Here is a 19,735-nt window from a genome sequence, read left to right as displayed (position 1 = left end):
ATTTTCAAGGAATATGAGCGTGTTAATTAGCAATTTTCTCGTTAATTTTTTTTGATTAACGTTGAAATATAGTTTTTTGGGATAGAAAAAACAACTTTATAAAAAAACTATATCTTAAATGGAATACTTACCTGAGCCGTTACAATATTATTTTCACATTCAATAGTAAGCGCATCTTTTAGTCCATAATTGATAAGAAGTCTTTTGTTAAGGTTTTCAAGCCCAATTCCTTTTCTTGTCTTATGTTCAGAGTTATCTGCCAAAATTGTGCCAGTATTTTGAATGCCAAATATTAGTATATTATTTTTTTTGTGAGCAAACACCGTAATATTCCCTCCGTTTTTATGTTTGCTAATTCCATGCTTTACTGCATTTTCGGCTAATAGTTGCAAGGACATCGGCGGAACCCTAGCCAATAATACAGTTTTACTAATATCTGTTTTATAATTCAGCCGCTCGTCAAAACGCATTTTTTCAAGGTCTAGGTAGTTTTTAACCAGCAAGAGTTCTTCGTTAAAGGTAATATCTTTTAAATCGTAAAACGACAGAGAAACCCTTAATAAATCAGAAAGCTTCATCGTAGCATCTCGGGCTAGTTTAGGTTCCGTTAAGGTAAGGGCCTGAATGCTGTTGAGAGAATTGAATAAAAAGTGTGGGTTTAGCTGACTTCTCAAACTGACTAACTCTATTTCTTTTACATGCATTTCTGCCTCCAGTTTGGCTTTTTCTTCATTGATAGAGCGTTTTGCAAACTTAATTCCATGATAAAAAATAAACCAAGGCATGATTAATCTGAATGTTTTAACAAAATGAAAAACATGTCCTAAAAAGTCTGTATCGCTATTTGTTGAATAAGGAATGGTGATATTCCAAAAGAATAAGTTGACGCTATAAACTATTATTGAAATAAGAAAATTAGTCGCAATAGGAAATACGATAAACTTATGCCAATTTAATAATTCTATTTGTTTGTTATTGACAGCCAAATAATAAAGATGCGTACCAATGATAAAAATACATAAGTTGGTAAGGCCAGAAATAATGGCGGTATTGATGTTTGCTTTATAATAGATATACTCACTTGTTGTATAAACAATATATAGACTCCAACAAGTCAGTTGAATTGTCCAATATATTTTTTTCTTTCCCATACTACTTTACATTAATGGTTAGGCATTACGTCACAAATTAATCAAAACAAATTTCATTAAATTGATATTTAATATAAATTTTCCATAAGTGTAAGATATTGTTTATAAAAGTATCAATTACAAATTTTAATAGGGAGATTAGGTATAATTTTAGTAGAAGAAAATAAGCCTTAGGGCTTAAAGAAGGGTTATAAATAGGTAATTTACTAGATTAAACAAAAGTCCACATGGTAAATACCTTGTGGACTTTTGTTTTCAGATATGCTGAAAAGTTATTATTTTAATTTAGCTACCGAAGTTTTAATTCTTTCGCAAGCTTCAATTAATTGCTCGTCAGCCGCCGCTGTTGAAATACGAACGCAGTCTGGAGCACCAAAGCTAGTTCCAGCTACAGTAGCTACAAAAGCATCTGCTAATATCCACATTGAGAAATCATCAGAATCTTTAATCGTAGTTGTACCATCTGATTTTCCGAAGTAATAACTTACATCTGGGAAAGCATAGAATGCACCATCAGGCATATTTACTTTGAAGCCTTCGATTTCACGTAAAAGACCTACTACTAAATCACGACGACGAAGATAAGCCTCCTTCATTTTGTAAGCCTCCTCTAAAGTACCATTGAAAGCTACTGTAGCTGCTTTCTGAGCGATAGAGTTTGTGCCAGAAGTAACTTGTCCTTGTAGTTTTTCAACACCATCAGCAATCCATTTCGCAGCGGCGATAAAACCAATTCTCCAACCCGTCATGGCATGACCTTTAGCAACACCATTTACAGTAATAACTTGGTCTTTAATTTCAGGGATTGAACCGATAGAAAAATGTCCAGCTTCTGTAAAGTTGATGTATTCATAAATCTCATCAGCCATCACAAAAATATTTGGATGTTTTGCTACGATTGCACCGATAGCTCTTAATTCAGCTTCAGTATAAACAGAACCCGTTGGGTTGTTTGGTGAAGCAAACATCACCAATTTCGTTTTTGGTGTGATAGCCGCTTCAAATTGTTCAGGTGTTACTTTGAAGTTATTATCAAAAGCACCATTTATTACCACAGAAGTACCTTCTGCTAATTTTACCATTTCAGAGTAAGAAACCCAGTATGGTGCAAAAATAATTACTTCCTCACCAGGGTTAACCAACGTAGAAATTACGTTTGCTAAAGAGTGTTTCGCTCCTGTAGAAACTACAATATTTTCAGGGTTCCACTCAATATTATTATCACGCTTGAGCTTATCAGCAATCGCTTTGCGAAGGTCAGGATAACCAGCTACAGGCGAATAGCCATGGAAACCATCATCAATGGCTTTTTTGGCGGCATCGCAAATGTGCTTTGGGGTTTTGAAATCTGGTTCGCCTACTGAAAGGCTGATAACTTTGTGTCCCTGAGCAGCAAGTTCACGGGCTTTTTTTGTCATCCCGAGCGTTGCTGACTCCTCCAGTGCATTAATGCGGTCTGCGAGCGATACTATTGAACTCATTTTTTGCTAGAATTTATTTATGGAAATCAGAAAGCCTTTATGGAAGAACTTTCATTACTAAAAAATTAAATCCCACAAAGTTAGAAGAGTATTATGGGATGCGAAAGAAAAAAAGGAATTTATTGAGCATTTCTGCTGGTATTTTGTAAATAGTGAATGAAAATCTTGCATTTTTCCCTTGTTTTGGTGTTCGTATTTTTAATAAAGGCTTTTCAAAATTGTGAATCTTTAAAATTAAAATAGATTTTATTCTACCTTTACTGTATGTATGATTTAGCAATTTTCCCGACAGATTCAAAAATCTGGGAATTTATGGCTTATTGTGCAGGTACAGGGGGAAGTGTTTTGATTATTGGCTCGGCAGCTGGTGTAGCGGTGATGGGTATGGAGAAAATAGATTTTCTTTGGTATATGCGTAAAATTAGCTTTACAGCATTGTTAGGATATTTTGCTGGGGTAGGGGCTTATTTGTTGATTTATGCTTTGATTCATTGATTTCAAAAGATACTGCTTTAAAAAGATATAGGAGAAATGAACTTCTTTAAGTCGGTGACTAAAATCCTATCAATTACCAACATCTTTTAAAAAGTTAAAATGAAGATATGATTATTAATAAAATTGGTTTGAATAGGGTTAAAGCGCCTTTCAAACCTCATCCCCCAGCCCCTTCTCCTTCAGAGAAGGGGAGCAGATTATCGAGCTTAAAGCTCCCCTCTCTGAAGGAGAGGGGTTGGGGGTGAGGTTGTTGTACATTGATTATCAGTTATTTATATACTTGTGGGTAATCGATAGGACTTAAGTCACCCACTAATAAGAATAGAAAAGTTATCCCTATTCCTTAATCAACTCATCTATCTTACTTTCAAATTCATTCACCCATTCAGTATAGTATTTACCAGTACCAGGGCCAGAGAAACCTGCGTGTGTTAAACGAATGACTCCTTTTTTATCCAATATGATGGTTGTAGGGAAGCCTATAACTTGATTGAGCGATGGCAAACTTTGTGAAGCACTTTCTGAATTGTTTAGCCCAGCATTTAATAACTGATAGTCAATTCCAAAGCGTTTACGAAGTAATGCCATTTTCTGTTTAAAGAATTCTGTTTCGGTCGATTTTTCGTAGGCTAAGCCAATTACTTCAAAACCACGTGCTTTGTTTTTATTATAAAAAGGTACTAGGTAATTAGTTTCGTCCATACAGTTTGGGCACCATGAGCCTAAAATTTGGACTACTACTACTTTGCCTTTATAAGCATTGTCTGAGAGAGATACTTTTTCACCTTTTTCATTTAAGAATGAGAAATCAAAACGATCATAACCATCTTTCAATAATGTGATTTTACTTAAATCAGGGAGGCTTGCATTGTTATCTCTTTTCGCTTCAAAGTTTCTGAATCCTTTAATGCCTCCATAAAATTTACCAGTAATTTTATCCCCTTCAACTTTCGCTTTTAACAAGAAAGCATGGGAGCCATCGAAAGTAGAAAGGAACAAGCTATCGCCAACAATATTGCCATCCATATAACGATAATCGCCTGTGGTTGTCAAGAACGACCCCGTTACGGTAGTTCCTTTTTGTTGGAAAGTACCCACAGCATAACTAGCTTTTTGAGTTTCAGCATTGATAAAATTCACAGACCATTTACCTGTAGTATTACCAAGAATCGCCATTTTGTTGGTTCTGAATCTGAACGCATATCCTAAAGTAGCTTGGAACGGAGATTGAGCAAAAGATTTACGACCCTTATTTTTACGATAAAAGCCTGTAAGGTTCTTATCACCTTTTTTCGCTATAATTTCAGCATCAAACAGTGAAATTGGAATAATCAGCGAGTCACCTTCTAAAGTAGCTTCATCTGTTTTGAATCTTTCAGCAGCATTCAAAACATACACATCAAACTTTTTTTTGTTTTTAGTAGGTTTAATCTCAAGGCCAAAAGGTAATGAACCACCGTCGGTCTGAATAGTTGCTCGCCAACGAGTAGCTACCTGTGCATCTACGTTTTGCCCAATCAGTGTGATTAAAAATAAAATGATTAATTTTTTCATTGTGTAATTAAAGGATAGTTGATGAAAACAGCATTTGAAAATTTGAAGATAAGTTAATTTGAAAATGTGACAAATCACTTACTATTCAAACAAAAAGTCTTGATATATTCGTTCCTTTTATATTTTCAAATCTACACATTTTCAAATCTTCAAATTAACCTTTATTTCTTCTGTAAGCAAGCCATATAAAAGCCGTCATAGCCTTCTTTAGCAGTAGAGGTTCTGCGTTCGCCTAAGAACTCCCATTCATCTCCAAACTCAGCCATAAATCGTCTAATATGATTTTCGCTTTCAGAAGGTAAAAGACTACAAGTAGCAAAAACCATTTTTCCCCCTTTTTTCAGCATCGCAGAATATTCAGTAAGAATATTCCATTGGGTTACTCTGAGGTTATCAATGAATTCTGGCGTCAATTTCCATTTAGAATCAGGATTTCTACGGATAACTCCTAAGCCAGAACACGGCACATCAAGCAATAATCTATCGGCACTGGCTTCGTATTTTTTCAATACTTTAGGCTCAATCAATTTTACTTCTATATTATCTACACCATTTCTTTTGGCTCTTTTCATTAACTCGACCAACTTGTATTCCTCCACGTCCATCGCTACAATCTTCCCTTTGTTTTCCATCAAAGCCGCTAGGTGAAGCGATTTTCCCCCTGCACCAGCACAGGCATCTATTACCCTCATACCGGGCTGTACATCCAAGAATGGGGCAATCAGTTGCGAGCCTGCATCTTGTACTTCAAAGAATCCTTCTCTGAAATAATCAGTTCTAAAAATACTCTGGCGTTGTTTTAATATCAACGCATCTGGCAGACCTTCTGGAACGATGGTTTCAATGTCGATAGCATCCAACAAATCTTGTAATTTATCCTGATTGGTCTTTAATCTATTGGCTCTTAACACTACGGGTGCTTGTTCGTTCATTGCCATGATTTCTTCAGACCATTTTTCATCGCCTATTTCTTCTTCACATAATTGGTCGAGCCAGTCGGGTACAGATTCACGAATTTTGCGAATCAACATACCTTCTTCAAAGCGGTCTAATATTTTGCCCGCTTGGATATGCGAAAATTCGTCCCATTTTGGCAAGAACTCGACATTATCGGCATTTGGATACAAACGTTTTTTGATTAATAACCATGAGCCAACAATTTGCCAGAAGTAAGGAGCTTTCAGTTTATCTTCATAAAGATTGTTCGAGAAAAGTATTAAACGCCAGTAGCGGACAATTTCATAAGTAGTTTCGGCAATAAAGGCACGGTCACGGCTACCCCATTGCTTGTTCGATTTCAATGTCTGTTCAATTACTCGGTCGGCTTGACGAGGATTCTTAACAAAAAATATTTCTTGCAGAGCCTTTACGGTTGCTATCACTAATGGGCGATGAAGACGCATGCTAATCTTGGATTTTCAAATTTTGATACTATTAATAAATACAAAGTTCCGAAAATTTGTTGAGACTTGCTCTTTTTTATGGAACGGAGGGCTTTTAAATACCCTTTTGAAAATATTTAATATTATTTTGAAAAATAGTTTAATAATTTTTCAATGATGAAACAAAAGTATATCGTCTGGCGTTTTACTATCATATCGCACATATCGCAAATTAAACAAAAAAGCCCTGCTTCACAGCAAGGCTTTTTTTATGTCCAAAGAATGTTATCAACTTCCGAATAAATCACTTGAAAGGTAACGGTCTCCACGGTCGCAGATAATACAAACGATAACGCCCGATTCTAATTCCTGTGCTAATCTAACAGCGGCTGACGCAGCCCCACCGCTACTCATTCCACCAAATACGCCTTCTACTTTCGCTAACGTATTTGCCATAGCACGTGCTTCTGTTTCTGAAATATCCATGATTCTATCAACTCTCGATGCATCAAAAATCTTAGGGAGGTATTCTTTTTCCCAACGACGAATCCCCGGAATCTTTGCTCCTTCAGTCGGTTGACAGCCTACTATCTGAATATCAGGGTTTACTTCCTTCAAAAATTTAGAAGTACCCATAATCGTTCCAGTTGTGCCCATCGAGCTTACAAAGTGGGTTATTTGCTGATTAGTATCTTTCCAGATTTCTGGCCCAGTAGAATGATAATGAGCCATGTAATTATCAGGATTTGAAAACTGGTCTAACATAAAAAAACCACCCTCTTTTACTTTAGCTTCAGCATAATCTCTTGAGCCTTCAATGCCTACACTAGCAGGCGTAAGGGTAACGGTAGCTCCGAAAGCCTCCATCGTTAATACCCTTTCACGGGTAGAGTTTTCGGGCATTACCAATTCAATGTCAAGGTCGTATAATCTAGCAATCATCGCTAGGGCAATGCCTGTGTTACCAGAAGTAGCTTCAATCAATTTTGTGCCAGGTTTTATCTCGCCACGTTCTACAGCTCCGCGAATCATTCCATAGGCAGCACGGTCTTTTACCGAACCCCCTGGGTTATGTCCTTCTAGTTTTCCGTAAATCTTAACATTCGGATTCGGATTTATTCTGTTTAATTCAACAATTGGCGTATTGCCAACTAAGTCTAAGAGTGTTGCCATTCAATTATGTTACTGCAATATTTTTACCTGCTCTTGGTGATATATTTTTGTGAATGAAGGAATGCTACGGGTAAGCCAAACATTTCCTCCGATGATAGAATTTGCCCCTACTACTGTTTCTCCACCTAAAATCGTGGCTCCAGCATAGATTACTACGTGGTCTTCAATCGTAGGGTGACGTTTTAGCGAAGCCATTTCTTTACTAACTGATAATGCTCCGAGGGTAACACCTTGGTATAGTTTTACATGTTTGCCAATGGTGGTGGTTTCGCCAATTACTACGCCAGTGCCGTGGTCAATCATGAAATATTCATCTATGTTTGCACCAGGGTGAATATCAATCCCCGTTTTTGAGTGGGCATACTCTGTCAGCACCCTAGGAACAATAGGTACGTTCATCTCTAATAAAGCATGAGCAAGGCGATAAAAGAAGATGGCATAAAAACCTGGATACGCCCTGATTACTTCGTATTCGCTTTGGGCGGCTGGGTCGCCCATCATGATGGCCTGTATATCTGTTAGTAGTACTCTGTAAATTTCTGGAAGTTTTTGAATATAAGCCTCTGCCAAAGTACGGGCATCCTCTTCAAGATGTTGTTGCATAGACCGCAATACACGGGTGAGCCTCAATTGAATTTGATCAAAGGCTTCTTGCAATTCGTCAACACAGCCAAAATGGCGTTGTGTTTGTTCTGGAAACATTGCCAACAAAATGTCGGTAAACAATTCTTTCACCGTCGAAGTAGATGGAAAAGTATTGGGTTTTGAATGTTTTTGGCAAAGAGCCTCTAAAAAACTATTGGGCAACGTTTGAGACATCGGTTATCAAATATTTATTAGCAAACTAACCTGATATTTGTAAAAGCATAAAATAAAACCATATTATTTTGCTTTATTATGGAAACAATTAACTACTGATTAATTAAATTTCACGCAATGATAACGATAAATGTACTGATTTGATTCTGTTTTGCTAAAAAAATCGTTAATTCAGGACTAATCTAAATCCCTATTATTATGTTCCATTCAAAAATTGTTTTATGGTTGTTCAATCTTCAATTGCTATTGTGTAGCTGTCATAAAGAAAGCAGTAAAAGTGATTTTTCGAAAGGAGGTAATTTTTATAAAATAACATCCCTTGGGAAATTAGCTCCCGAAGTAAATGAAAGCTCGGGCATTACAAAAAGCGCTAAGGACACTACCTTCTGGACGCATAACGACAGCGGAGGTAAACCTGAAATTTATGAAGTAGATATGCATGGAAAGCTTTTATCTACAATCCACTTTAATAATATTGAAAGCGAGGATTGGGAAGAAATCACCAGAGATAAAAATGGGAATTTATATATCGGAGACATCGGTAATAATAGTAATACGAGAAGAAATCTAACGATTTATAAAATAAACGAAAACAATCCTACTCATACGGAAGCCATTTCTTTTCATTATGCTGACCAAGAGCGTTTTCCGCCAGATAAAGCAGATAAAAATTTTGACTGCGAAGCATTTTTTGTGCATGGCGATAGCTTATATTTATTTTCAAAAAACCGAGGCAATGATTTTGTGAAAATGTATGCCGTTCCGACCAAGGCTGGGAATTATGCATTGTTGCCCAAAGGACAAGTATTAATTAATGCTATGGTGACTGGCGCAGCAATAAGCCCCGACGAAAAAACATTTGCTCTTATAACCTATGGCAAGGTAGTATTTTTCAAAATCAAAAATCATGTAATAGACTTCAAACATCCTCAGAAATGCTATCTTTTGGCTTTTCAACAATCAGAAGCCATTACCTTTTTAACAAATAATACGCTATTGGTAACAAATGAGCAAGGGGAAATAATTAAAATTGACATTGAAAAAAAATGATAAATGGAGGGTGATACCAAATAATCATTTTCATTTTCAAAGAATGTCCAATGATAATTTGCTTAAATGCCTCATTATGTTTGCTTTCATGGATTCTGTAAAGATTCAATGATTTAGATTTAACAATTCCGTAATATTGAGCTTATTAATTTTGCATTAACAATTGAGCAGAAGAAGTATTTAATTAGGGTTTTCTTAATGAAAATTATGGATTGCTGCAAACGAAAATATGGCAAACGCATTACCTATTCCCAAAATTTTACTGGTTGATGACGATCCAGACATCATTGAGTTGTTAGAATATAATCTTCAGAAAGAAGGTTTTGAAATTCAATCAGCTTTGGATGGCATTCAAGCTTTAGAAGTAGCAAAATTTTTCAAACCAGATTTGATTTTACTGGATGTTATGATGCCCCGTCAGGATGGTATCGAAACGGCAAGACAGCTCCGTCTGATTCCAGAGTTCAAAGAGGTTTATATCTTATTCCTTACGGCTCGTGCGGAAGAATACACAGAAGTAGCAGCTTTTGATGTAGGGGCAGACGATTACATCGTGAAACCTATTAAACCTAGGGCGTTGGTAAGCAGGATAAAAGCGATGTTTAGGCGTGATGCACAGCAGATTGAAAATGATGAGAAAATTGAAATAGGCCAACTGGTGATAAATCGTACAAACTATAGTGTATTGAATGATGGAAGCCCTTTAGTAATGCCTAAAAAAGAATTTGAATTGCTTTCATTCTTGGCCAAACATCCTAATAAAGTGTTCAACCGCGACGAATTATTAGAAAAAGTATGGGGAGCAGATGTGTACGTGGTAGAAAGAACAGTAGATGTTCATATTAGAAAATTAAGAGAAAAGATTCCTGAGCATTATATCAAAACCCTTAAAGGTGTTGGTTATATGTTTACCTTGGAAGACTAAATAGTATTAGCAATTAAGGTTAGTAAAAGCAGTGTATATATTCTTGACACCTCAAGAATATATACACTGCTTTCTCGTTTAGAACCAGAGAGTTTTACCCGAATTACCGATTTAGGTGATAATTCATTATTTTTGTGTGAATACGGTTTAGCCTTTTTTCACAGGATTTTCTTAGACAATGTTTTTTATTTAAGAAATCTCACCTCTTGTTTCGTATATGATGATTAATAAATTTATACTGATATTTTTTTCTAGCCTTACTTGTTTTAGCTGTAATGCCCAGAGTCCTGAGCTGAGTAAACCTCAGAAACACGAATTTAGAGCAGTTTGGATAGCTACCGTAGAGAATATCGATTGGCCAAAGTATGGTCAATATGATTCAGACCTTCAAAAACAAGATTTCACCCGAATCTTAGACGAGCATAAGAAATCAAACCTGAATGCTGTGTTTGTACAAGTGCGTGATGCTTGCGATGCTTATTATGCCAAAAGTACCGAGCCTTGGTCTGAATTTCTAACAGGTCAGCAAGGTAAATTTCCCACACCATTTTATGACCCGCTCAATTTTATGATTGAAGAAGCCCATAGCAGAAACCTAGAGTTTCATGCTTGGCTAAACCTTAATCGTGCTACTTTCAAAAAAGGGAAAACCATTGCCCCAGACCATATCAGCGTAACAAAACCAGAATGGATGTTGGTGTATGATGGACAAAAACTATTGAATTTTGGTATTCCCGAAGTAAGACAATACATCACTGACATCGTAGTACAGGTTGCAAAAAACTATGATATAGATGGAATACATTTCGACGATTATTTTTATCCTTATGAGGTAGCAGGGGGAGTGTTGAAAGATGATGAGACTTTTAGAAAATATAATGGAGGTATCAAAAATATCAAAGATTGGCGGAGGAGTAATACTGATTCGTTAATATACCAAATTAGCGAAGCCATCAAAAAAGTGAAGCCAAGAATGAAATTTGGCATTAGCCCATTTGGTGTTTGGAGAAACTATAGCACCAAAAATCCCACAGGCTCACTGACCAATGCTTCACAAACGTCGTATGATAATTTATACGCCGATACACGTAAATGGCTTCAACAGGGATGGATAGATTATATTGCACCACAAATTTATTTTGACCAAGCTCATGGTAAAATACCTTATAACGAGCTAGCATTGTGGTGGGGGCAAAATACCTTTGGCAAGCACCTGTATATCGGACATGGAATCTATAAAATTAAAGCAGGGTGGTTATTAACAGAAGCCCCGAAGCAGATTAAATTTAACCGTGCGAACCCGACAATTCAAGGAAGTATTTTTTTTAGTTCAAAAAGTTTAACCGAAAACTACGGAGGATTTCAAGATTCCCTACGGAATGATTATTACCGTTATCCAGCCATTATTCCAGCAATGCCTTGGAAAGATAGCATTCCACCTTTGTCACCCCAAAAGTTAATTGTTGTGAAAAATGATGAGGGAATCCCTGTATTAACTTGGCAACCTGGCGAAAAGGCTACCGATGGTGACGAAAATAATTATTTTGTCGTATATCGTTTTGAAAAAGGAGAAAAGCCAGACTTATCAAAGGCAGCAAAAATAATTTACATAGGTAAAAGCAATACTTTTAACGATACTTCTGTGGAAAAATACCGTGGTTATATTTATTGTGTGACTTCCTTTGACAGACTTCATAACGAGTCACAAGACTATGCTCTTTTTACCACCGAATATGGCTATTAATCGTTAGAATAGCATTTGTCGATAAGGAAGATTCCAGCGAATACCAAAAGATTGTATCGTATTGGTATAATCCAATAAAGGGTTGCCACTTTTGTAATTACGACTCAGCAAGTGTAAGTCTATGAAAAAATTATGCTTGAATTGATACGATGCCCTTACATCATAAATCATCGTATTGGTGCTTCTACCTTGTCCGATAATATTACCGTAATCATCACCATAAAATACTTTTCTACTTCTGGTATCATAACTTTTTTGAATGTTTCCTCCCCAGTTTTCAGTTGGAGTTCTGTCTTCGCCGAATTTTGCGTAAATAATCGTTGCAATGATATTAAGTTTTTTGAGAGGTTGCCAACGAATAATATTAGACCATTCAACAAAATTGGCTCCAAGTGGGTGAGCTAAGGCTTGGTTATACTGTGTATAATTTGAACCGTCGGAATGACTATAAGTATATGGGCGAGCACCATTTACTTCAGTCTGGAAATCTAGATTACTTATCCCGAATACGTCAATATATTTTGCTCCAGCTTGAAACGCATATTTATTAGCCCAATATCCTGATGATTTGAAAATCTCTTTAGCAATAAATTCATCTAACATTAACTGCCCATAGATTGAAAAACGCTTGGCAAAATTCCATTTAAAATCTAGGCCAATAAGGGCATTGTCGCCACTGCCTTGAAAACTTTCTACTGAGCGATAAAAAATTACTGGATTCAAATAATTCAAATCGAATCTATCACCATTTGTGCTATCACGTTGGAAAATAATGCTTTCAGAGATACCAATATTTAAATTGTTAGAAATATTTAAGCTAAGGTGGTGCATCGCCATGTATTTCTTGGGGAAAATCTGGCTGTTAGGTTGTAATCCCGTATAGACTAGCTGAGTAAAAAGATTTTGGTATTGAAATTTCCCGATATGAGTATTGATTTTAAGAAAAAGATTTGGGGCAGCATTATCCGAAAGCAACATTGATCTGAAACCATTCCCAATAAAATTCTTATCATGCCCGAATTGTAGTTGAATATTTTTAGTAGCCTGAAAAGTAATATAAGCCCTTGCTGCAAAGAAATCTGTACCATAAGGATTATTTTTGAAGGACTTGGTCAATCCTTCACCGGGCATTCCGGGTAGGCGGAGGTCGGCTTGTCTGAACTCGTTTTGATTATAAGAATCGACAAAAGTCTTTACGTAGTCAGGAATAAAAGCTTGGTTTTCCGAAATGAAAGTATAAAAGCCTACTTTTCTATTAATCATTCCCCGAATTTCGACGCCACGAGTATTTATACTTGTACTGTTCTGAGTACCGCCCGATACCGCACCATATTCTAAGTTAAGCACAGGGCTGACGTGTAAATCAAGAACATCGTCGGAATTAGAATAAGCATCTGCCTTTTTTTGATAAAATATTTTCCAGAAAGGCTTTTTGCTATTGCCCGTAGTATCGTTGTTTTTCCATTCCCAGCTATCGTTTTCAAGATATTCAAGGTTAAACCTATCTCTGTCCGACAAAATCATCGAATTGCTTGCCCAAACACTATCGACCAATTGTACGACACCCTTGCGCGTATAAGGTTTGACAGTAGTATGAAAACCCTCAGAAAATTTTCCACGCTTTATTTCATAGCGATCTATTAAATGATAATAGTCTTGATTGAGAGGAACGAAAACACTTTGTGCTTGAGCATAAATACTTGCAAAGGAGCAAACTAAAAGAGTAAAAAATCGTAATTTTTGATACATAATTTTATTAAGGTTTGGGCATTTCATTTTACAATTAATACCTTCGCAAGTTAGTTTAAAATTATTGATTGAAAATTAAATAATTTCATGACAAGATTTAATCAATAAAAAGTATAAATACTTGACTTACAACTACTAACACATTAATTATGACTTTTGGGAAATATTTTACCGTAATGCTTGCAACAGCCATTAAATTTTTTAATGGCCCTATCGCTGGAATTTTATTGGGATTGACTTGGTGGGAAACAGCTATTTGTTGTATCATTGGTATGATGACTACTGTAACCTTAATTACTTTTTTAGGAAAAAGAATTCAAACGTTAATAGCTAAATATCGAAAATCAAAACCAAAATTGTTTTCAAAAAGAACAAGGTTTGCTGTTAAAATCTGGAAAAAACTAGGCATTTGGGGTATTGCTTGTTTTACTCCCTTATTTTTTACACCAATCGGTGGAACACTTTTAGCTTTATCTTTTAAAGTACCCTTTGCAAAGATTTTCTTTACAATGCTACTTTTTGCGGTATCTTGGGGTATTATTTTTAGTTATCTAATTTTCCAGATTACGTGGTTGAAATCACTATTTGTTTGATTATTTTTTCTTATAATCTCCACGCGAAAAGAACTTTTCAATCATACAATAAAGCAAGATAAAGAAATATCTGCTTCCCATTTCCTTGATTTTTAGTTTTGATTCTCCATACTTTCTATTTGTCCAACTATTAGGGACAATCGCAAAAGAATAACCTCTAACATAGGCTTTTAGGGGTAATTCTACTGTTAAGTTAAAGTGTGGAGACATGAATGGTTTAATGCCTTCAATGGTTTCTCTTTTGTATAATTTAAAGGCATTGGTGGTATCATTGTATTTGATACCCACTAAAAAACGAATGATAAGATTGGCTACTCTGTTGATATAAAGTTTCAAAGGTGGGTAATCTATTATTTTTCCACCTTTCATAAAACGGCTTCCAAAAACGGCGTCAACGTCTTTTTCAAGCATGGTGTTGTAGTACTTTACCAAATCGTTAGGGTCGTCAGACATATCTGCCATCATTACCGCTACGCAGTCGCCAGTAAAACGTTCAAGGCCATATCTGACAGCATAGCCAAAACCGTTAGGGCCTTTGTTGGTAAAATAAACTAGTGTAGGAATTTCCTTTTGTAGTGCTTGCAAAACAGCCTCCGTATGGTCTTTTGAGTTATCGTTTGTTACACAAATTTCATGCTCGATACCATTTTCTTGAAGGGTATGATATAATGACCTCAACGTTTCAGGAATTGACTCTTCTTCGTTGTATGCTGGAATTACTACACTAAGTTTCATTGCTATCAACAATGAATCCGTTTGCTATCAAACGGATTCATCTTTTAATTTAATATTTTAAAGCGAAATCAAAGGCATTGAATCTCTTATAAACGAGATGCAATACCATCATGAATTTGTTGTAAAGTTTCGTTTAATCCGAAAGTCCAATTCCAGTTTGGATAATGAGACTTGAATTTAGAAAGGTCAGAAACGTACCAGATATGGTCGCCGATTCTATTAGTTTCCGAATAGCTAAAGCTCATTTTTTTGCCTGTCATTTCTTCACAAATAGCAATAGCCTCCAGCATTGAACAGTTGGCGAATCGTCCACCACCAGCATTATAAACTTCGCCAGCACGAGGGTTTTGATAGAAATTCCAGAACATATTCACTAAGTCATAAGAGTGAATATTATCACGCACTTGCTTGCCTTTGTAGCCAAAGATGGTGTAGTGATTACCAGTAATAGCACATTTCATCAGGTAAGACAAGAAGCCATGTAGAGCAGTACCCGAGTGGTTTGGTCCTGTTAGGCAACCTCCACGGAAAATACCTGTTTTCATGCCGAAATAACGGCCATATTCCTGCACCAATACGTCTGCTGCTACTTTAGAAGCACCAAATAATGAGTGTTTCGTATGGTCAATGCTATGATTTTCGTCGATACCGTTTTCAAAATAAGGGTGACTTGCGTCAATCTCATAACGTGTTTCGGTTTCGATTAATGGTAAATAATTTGGATTATCCCCATAAACTTTATTCGTTGACGTAAAGATAAAAACAGCATCTGGTGCATGTAAACGTGTCATTTCCAACATATTTAATGTACCGTTAGCATTCACTGAGAAGTCTGTGAAAGGTTCTTTTGCCGCCCAATCGTGTGATGGTTGTGCAGCAGTATGTAGCACACACTTGATATCAGTACCGTATTCTTTAAAGATTACTTCTAGTTGAGGAACCTCACGAATATCAGCTTGATAGTGTTTGTAATTAGAATATTGTTCTTCCAAACGATTACGGTTCCAAGCAGTAGAGGCTTCGTTACCAAAGAAGTATTGACGCATATTATTATCAATACCTATTACTAAATCAAATTTGTCTGAAAAGAAAGCGACTGCCTCGCTGCCGATTAATCCAGCAGAGCCTGTTACAAGAGCTATGTTCATTATATTGGTTCAAAGTTAAGAAATACGAAAAGCGTCACAATGTGATTTGCAACGCTTTTGAGATGTAATATTAGGTAGAAATTATATCCAAGAAGTAAAGATTAATTACTTTTAGTACCCGTACTATCATTGAATAGTTTTTCACGAATTTTGATTGCTCTTACTTCGTTTTCAGGCTTTGCTGTATATTTATTTTTTGTCTGACGAGCAGCAGAATCTGGATGTACACCATACACATATTCATCTCCTTCATGAAGGTCTGCTTGTTTGATGGTATTATTTTTTTGATAGTCACAAGCGATGGCTAACAAAGCGATACTGGCGATAGCTAAAATATTTTTGCGATTCATTTTTTCCGTGATATTCTGGTTTGATGACACAAAAATAACAGGGGATTCCCAATTAAAAAAGTTTATCATAAAGTTTAACCCTTTTTAATCAGATTCTATGAATTATCAATTTAAATCCTGCTAAAAGATAAATCCTAAAATAAGAATATCTGTTTAGCCTTTGAAAATATAATACGCTAGTGACGGTACTGATTATGAGAATGTTAAAAAAAATGTAATAAAAAATAAGCAAAAATATTTGATTATTTAAAATAATGGAATTATCATTGCAGAACAATTCACAATCCTGTGTGTTTCTTCCGTTAAGATTTTGATTATTAAATACTTAACATCATACATCCACATCATTCTAATATTTCCCAAATTTGACTTTAAAGTTGACAATCTTTTTTAAGATGTTTTTTATTAATATTTTTTAACCACAATTTAGAAAGACTTTGTTTGTAGATAGTCTATTCATTAACCCTTATGTACAAAATTGAAGAATTAGACATGATGCTTATTTCTGAGCTTCATGAGCTTGCCAAAGAATATGCCATTTCTAATGTTAATGACCTTCCAAAAAAAGAACTCATCTACAAAATTCTTGATAAACAGGCGGTAATGCCCACAAAAAGCCGCAAACCTTCCAGCAAAGATACTATGCAAGACGATAATAAAACAGAACGAAAAGTGAGGAAAGATTCCGGAGCAGCTTCAGATAGTCCTCGTCCTAAAAGACAGCGTATTTCTAAAGAAGATGCTGAAAATATAGCAGTGAGTGCTAAAAGCGCAACACCCAAAACAAGCCCTATAGAACAACCTAAGGTAAAACCGACAAAAGAAGTAAAAGAAATAAAAGTTAAACCTGAGGTAGTAACAGAAATAGCCTATGAATTTGATGAAGATCCAATCGTAGATTTCCCCATTGAAGTAGAAGAAGAATTTGCTATTGATACATCATTTATTACCCCTGATGAGCCTACGGGTGGTTTACCACAAGAACAGGAAGTACGGAGCAATGAAGTGACTCGTCAGAATAATAACGGTAATTTCAAAAAACCAATCTATAATCAAGCCATTCGTGAGTTTGATGGCATCATTGAAAATGAAGGTGTGCTTGAAATTATGCAAGATGGAGGATACGGTTTCCTACGTTCAGCAGACTATAATTACCTAGCTTCGCCTGATGATATTTATGTTTCACCTTCGCAAATCAAGCTATTTGGTTTAAAAACAGGAGATACCGTTCGCGGTTCGATTCGCCCTCCTAAAGAAGGAGAGAAGTATTTTGCCCTTTTAAGAGTAGAATCTGTCAACGGAAAAACGACTGAAGAAATCAGAGATAGAATTCCTTTTGAATATTTAACACCTCTTTTCCCAGAAGAAAAATTAAAGCTTTCTTCTCGCCCAGACCAATATTCAACCCGTATTTTGGACTTATTTGCCCCAATTGGTAAAGGTCAACGTGGTATGATTGTAGCCCAGCCTAAGACAGGGAAAACAGTATTGTTGAAAGAAATTGCGAATGCTATTTCTAAAAACCACCCAGAAGTTTATTTATTGATTTTGTTGATAGACGAACGTCCAGAAGAGGTGACAGATATGCAACGTAGCGTTAGGGCGGAAGTAATATCATCAACGTTTGATGAGCAAGCTGAACGCCACGTAAAAGTAGCAAGTATTGTTTTAGAGAAAGCCAAACGTATGGTTGAATGCGGACACGATGTAGTAATCTTACTAGATTCTATCACCCGTTTAGCACGTGCGTATAATACAGTCGTTCCTTCTTCAGGAAAAATTTTATCAGGTGGTGTTGATGCCAATGCATTGCACAAACCGAAACGTTTTTTTGGTGCTGCCAGAAATGTAGAAAACGGAGGTTCGTTAACAATTATCGCTACAGCGTTGATAGATACAGGTTCAAAAATGGATGAAGTGATTTTTGAAGAATTCAAGGGTACTGGTAACATGGAATTACAGCTTGACCGTAAGTTGTCTAACCGTAGAATGTATCCAGCCATTGATGTTACCGCTTCAGGTACTCGTCGTGAAGACTTGTTGATGGATAAAGAAACCCTACAAAGAGTATGGATTCTGAGAAAACACATGAGCGACATGAATTCTGTAGAGGCCATGGAGTTTTTACAACAACAAATGAAAGGTACTAGAACCAACGAAGAGTTCTTGGTTTCGATGAATAGATAATAGTATTTGAGAGGATGATATGATTGAAGATGGGCGGTCGTTACCATTTAAATTCTGTCATCCCGACATTTGAAAATAGAGGAGTTGCAAGAAATTGTAGCTCCTTTTTTTGTTTTTGGTGTAAATTAGGAAGCAAATAAACAATGTAATATGGATATAGGTTTTAATTCGATTAAGTATCGTCACGATAGCAATGGATTGATTGAATTAATATTCATTTTATGTCAATCAAATCGAGTGTTGTTTTTTGATGGAGGTAATTTTGAATATCGAGATAATTTACTTACAAACAAATATCAAGATTGGAAGAATATAGAATTAGAAGGGGTGATTTCTTCTATTAGACAAATAGAAGACTTTGATATAATTATTAAACTAACAAATGATTTGTTGTTAAAGATTTATTTTTCCCTTAATGATAGTTATCCTAAGTAGTGCAAACTATTATACTTTCAGAGAAAGCATCAACAGGATTTTACAGTTTAGTCGAAGATTTTAACTTGTATGATTTTGATATAGAAATTTAACAGGGCTATCAGTATTCTATTTTACCAATTATCAAAGGTCTTAATTGGTAATGATAACTAATTTCACTCTCAATAAAAGTCTAATAATTAATATTATAGCAATAGTCATATCATTGATTTTAAAAATAGAAAAATTTTTAAAAAAATATTAAAAAAAACGGCAAATCATCTGAATTTTACTTAATCTGGCATAAAAATTTGGTATTTAAATAGTCGAATACATATTATAAACCAAGTACTTAAAAAATAACAAAAGATGAAAAACCTGAAAAACTATTTCTTAATTACACTGTTATTCATGCTCGTGGTGCCTGTTTCGGTGCAAGCAGAGACCTCTGAACTAGAAAAAGTAAAAACTGAAAAAGAAGCATCTCCCGAGGTGAAGGCCGAAGTAAAGTCTATGATGAATAGGCTAGAGGAAATAAAAGCAATGGATAAATCGAACATGAGTTCGGCTGAAAAGAAAGCCTTACGACAAGAAGTTCGTTCAATCAAAAAATCTATGAAAGAAGTAGGCGGAGGCGTTTACCTTTCAGCAGGTGCAATTATCATTATTGTTTTATTGTTGATTCTTTTACTTTAATTATTTATTGAGGTGTGAGCTAGTGAATGCGTTGACTAATTCACACCTCAAACTTTTTTAATATTCTTCGTGCTAAATGTAATGAAGCC

General features: G+C 35.6%; 17 protein-coding genes and 1 pseudogene. 8 read left to right on the top strand and 10 right to left on the bottom strand.

Annotated elements, in window-relative coordinates:
* Positions 1 to 107: 107 nt before the first annotated feature.
* Both AC1RNE_RS07290 and AC1RNE_RS07285 read right to left on the bottom strand, forming a co-directional pair.
* A complete protein-coding gene (locus AC1RNE_RS07290) occupies positions 108 to 1,151 on the bottom strand; it encodes a sensor histidine kinase (RefSeq protein WP_492800360.1) in 1,044 nt (347 codons plus the stop codon).
* A gap of 275 nt (positions 1,152 to 1,426) precedes the next feature.
* Positions 1,427 to 2,632, bottom strand: a complete 1,206-nt coding sequence (locus AC1RNE_RS07285; RefSeq protein ID WP_492800359.1) for a pyridoxal phosphate-dependent aminotransferase — start codon at positions 2,630 to 2,632, stop codon at positions 1,427 to 1,429.
* 264 nt (positions 2,633 to 2,896) lie between these two features.
* On the opposite strand from AC1RNE_RS07285, the pseudogene AC1RNE_RS07280 reads away from it, so the two are divergent.
* Positions 2,897 to 3,127, top strand: a pseudogene (locus tag AC1RNE_RS07280) (sodium:proton antiporter); the annotation flags it as partial.
* Positions 3,128 to 3,463: 336 nt separating this feature from the next.
* Here the strand turns inward: AC1RNE_RS07280 and AC1RNE_RS07275 are convergent.
* From AC1RNE_RS07275 to AC1RNE_RS07260, 4 genes are all read right to left on the bottom strand, one after another.
* On the bottom strand, positions 3,464 to 4,681 hold the full coding sequence (locus AC1RNE_RS07275) for a peroxiredoxin family protein (RefSeq protein ID WP_492800358.1): 1,218 nt from the start codon (positions 4,679 to 4,681) through the stop codon (positions 3,464 to 3,466).
* Positions 4,682 to 4,842: 161 nt separating this feature from the next.
* Positions 4,843 to 6,084 (bottom strand): RsmB/NOP family class I SAM-dependent RNA methyltransferase, encoded by a 1,242-nt coding sequence (locus AC1RNE_RS07270; protein WP_492800357.1) that lies wholly within the window; start codon positions 6,082 to 6,084, stop codon positions 4,843 to 4,845.
* A gap of 267 nt (positions 6,085 to 6,351) precedes the next feature.
* On the bottom strand, positions 6,352 to 7,236 hold the full coding sequence (gene cysM / locus AC1RNE_RS07265; protein ID WP_309914102.1) for a cysteine synthase CysM: 885 nt from the start codon (positions 7,234 to 7,236) through the stop codon (positions 6,352 to 6,354).
* 9 nt (positions 7,237 to 7,245) lie between these two features.
* Entirely contained in the window at positions 7,246 to 8,055 is an 810-nt protein-coding gene (locus AC1RNE_RS07260; RefSeq protein WP_492800356.1) for a serine O-acetyltransferase, read from the bottom strand.
* Positions 8,056 to 8,253: 198 nt separating this feature from the next.
* Between AC1RNE_RS07260 and AC1RNE_RS07255 the strand changes: the two genes are divergently transcribed.
* From AC1RNE_RS07255 to AC1RNE_RS07245, 3 genes are all read left to right on the top strand, one after another.
* Positions 8,254 to 9,105 (top strand): SdiA-regulated domain-containing protein, encoded by an 852-nt coding sequence (locus tag AC1RNE_RS07255; RefSeq protein WP_492800355.1) that lies wholly within the window; start codon positions 8,254 to 8,256, stop codon positions 9,103 to 9,105.
* A 229-nt stretch (positions 9,106 to 9,334) separates the two neighbouring features.
* Positions 9,335 to 10,030 carry a response regulator transcription factor gene (locus AC1RNE_RS07250; RefSeq protein ID WP_309914109.1) on the top strand — a complete coding sequence of 232 codons (696 nt, stop codon included), beginning with the start codon at positions 9,335 to 9,337 and terminating at the stop codon, positions 10,028 to 10,030.
* A 217-nt stretch (positions 10,031 to 10,247) separates the two neighbouring features.
* Positions 10,248 to 11,774 carry a glycoside hydrolase family 10-like protein gene (locus AC1RNE_RS07245; RefSeq protein ID WP_492800354.1) on the top strand — a complete coding sequence of 509 codons (1,527 nt, stop codon included), beginning with the start codon at positions 10,248 to 10,250 and terminating at the stop codon, positions 11,772 to 11,774.
* Positions 11,775 to 11,777: 3 nt separating this feature from the next.
* On the opposite strand, the gene AC1RNE_RS07240 is transcribed toward AC1RNE_RS07245, so the two are convergent.
* Positions 11,778 to 13,523, bottom strand: coding sequence for a capsule assembly Wzi family protein (locus tag AC1RNE_RS07240; RefSeq protein ID WP_492800353.1), 1,746 nt, complete (start codon positions 13,521 to 13,523; stop codon positions 11,778 to 11,780).
* A gap of 149 nt (positions 13,524 to 13,672) precedes the next feature.
* Between AC1RNE_RS07240 and AC1RNE_RS07235 the strand changes: the two genes are divergently transcribed.
* On the top strand, positions 13,673 to 14,116 hold the full coding sequence (locus tag AC1RNE_RS07235; RefSeq protein ID WP_492800352.1) for a small multi-drug export protein: 444 nt from the start codon (positions 13,673 to 13,675) through the stop codon (positions 14,114 to 14,116).
* On the opposite strand, the gene AC1RNE_RS07230 is transcribed toward AC1RNE_RS07235, so the two are convergent.
* The 3 genes from AC1RNE_RS07230 to AC1RNE_RS07220 all read right to left on the bottom strand — a co-directional run bounded on the left by AC1RNE_RS07230 (position 14,117) and on the right by AC1RNE_RS07220 (position 16,418).
* Complete coding sequence (locus AC1RNE_RS07230; RefSeq protein WP_492800351.1) at positions 14,117 to 14,851, bottom strand: glycosyltransferase family 2 protein; 735 nt, start codon at positions 14,849 to 14,851, stop codon at positions 14,117 to 14,119.
* An 86-nt stretch (positions 14,852 to 14,937) separates the two neighbouring features.
* A complete protein-coding gene (locus AC1RNE_RS07225) occupies positions 14,938 to 15,999 on the bottom strand; it encodes an NAD-dependent epimerase/dehydratase family protein (RefSeq protein WP_492800350.1) in 1,062 nt (353 codons plus the stop codon).
* Positions 16,000 to 16,100: 101 nt separating this feature from the next.
* The gene (locus AC1RNE_RS07220; RefSeq protein WP_492800349.1) at positions 16,101 to 16,418 is read right to left on the bottom strand and encodes a hypothetical protein; all 318 of its coding nucleotides are present in this window, start codon (positions 16,416 to 16,418) and stop codon (positions 16,101 to 16,103) included.
* A gap of 399 nt (positions 16,419 to 16,817) precedes the next feature.
* On the opposite strand from AC1RNE_RS07220, the gene rho reads away from it, so the two are divergent.
* The 3 genes from rho (at position 16,818) to AC1RNE_RS07205 (ending at position 19,646) form a co-directional block, all read left to right on the top strand.
* Positions 16,818 to 18,536: a transcription termination factor Rho gene (gene rho, locus AC1RNE_RS07215; RefSeq protein ID WP_492800348.1), complete on the top strand. Its 1,719-nt coding sequence runs from the start codon at positions 16,818 to 16,820 to the stop codon at positions 18,534 to 18,536.
* 150 nt (positions 18,537 to 18,686) lie between these two features.
* Entirely contained in the window at positions 18,687 to 18,971 is a 285-nt protein-coding gene (locus tag AC1RNE_RS07210; RefSeq protein ID WP_492800347.1) for a hypothetical protein, read from the top strand.
* A 348-nt stretch (positions 18,972 to 19,319) separates the two neighbouring features.
* A complete protein-coding gene (locus tag AC1RNE_RS07205) occupies positions 19,320 to 19,646 on the top strand; it encodes a hypothetical protein (RefSeq protein WP_492800346.1) in 327 nt (108 codons plus the stop codon).
* The last annotated feature ends 89 nt before the right edge of the window (positions 19,647 to 19,735 follow it).

This window comes from Arcicella sp. GW822-FHT02H01, from assembly GCF_058802005.1.
Note: the sequence above shows the minus strand (reverse complement) of the source record. Positions and strands in the feature narration are given on the sequence as shown.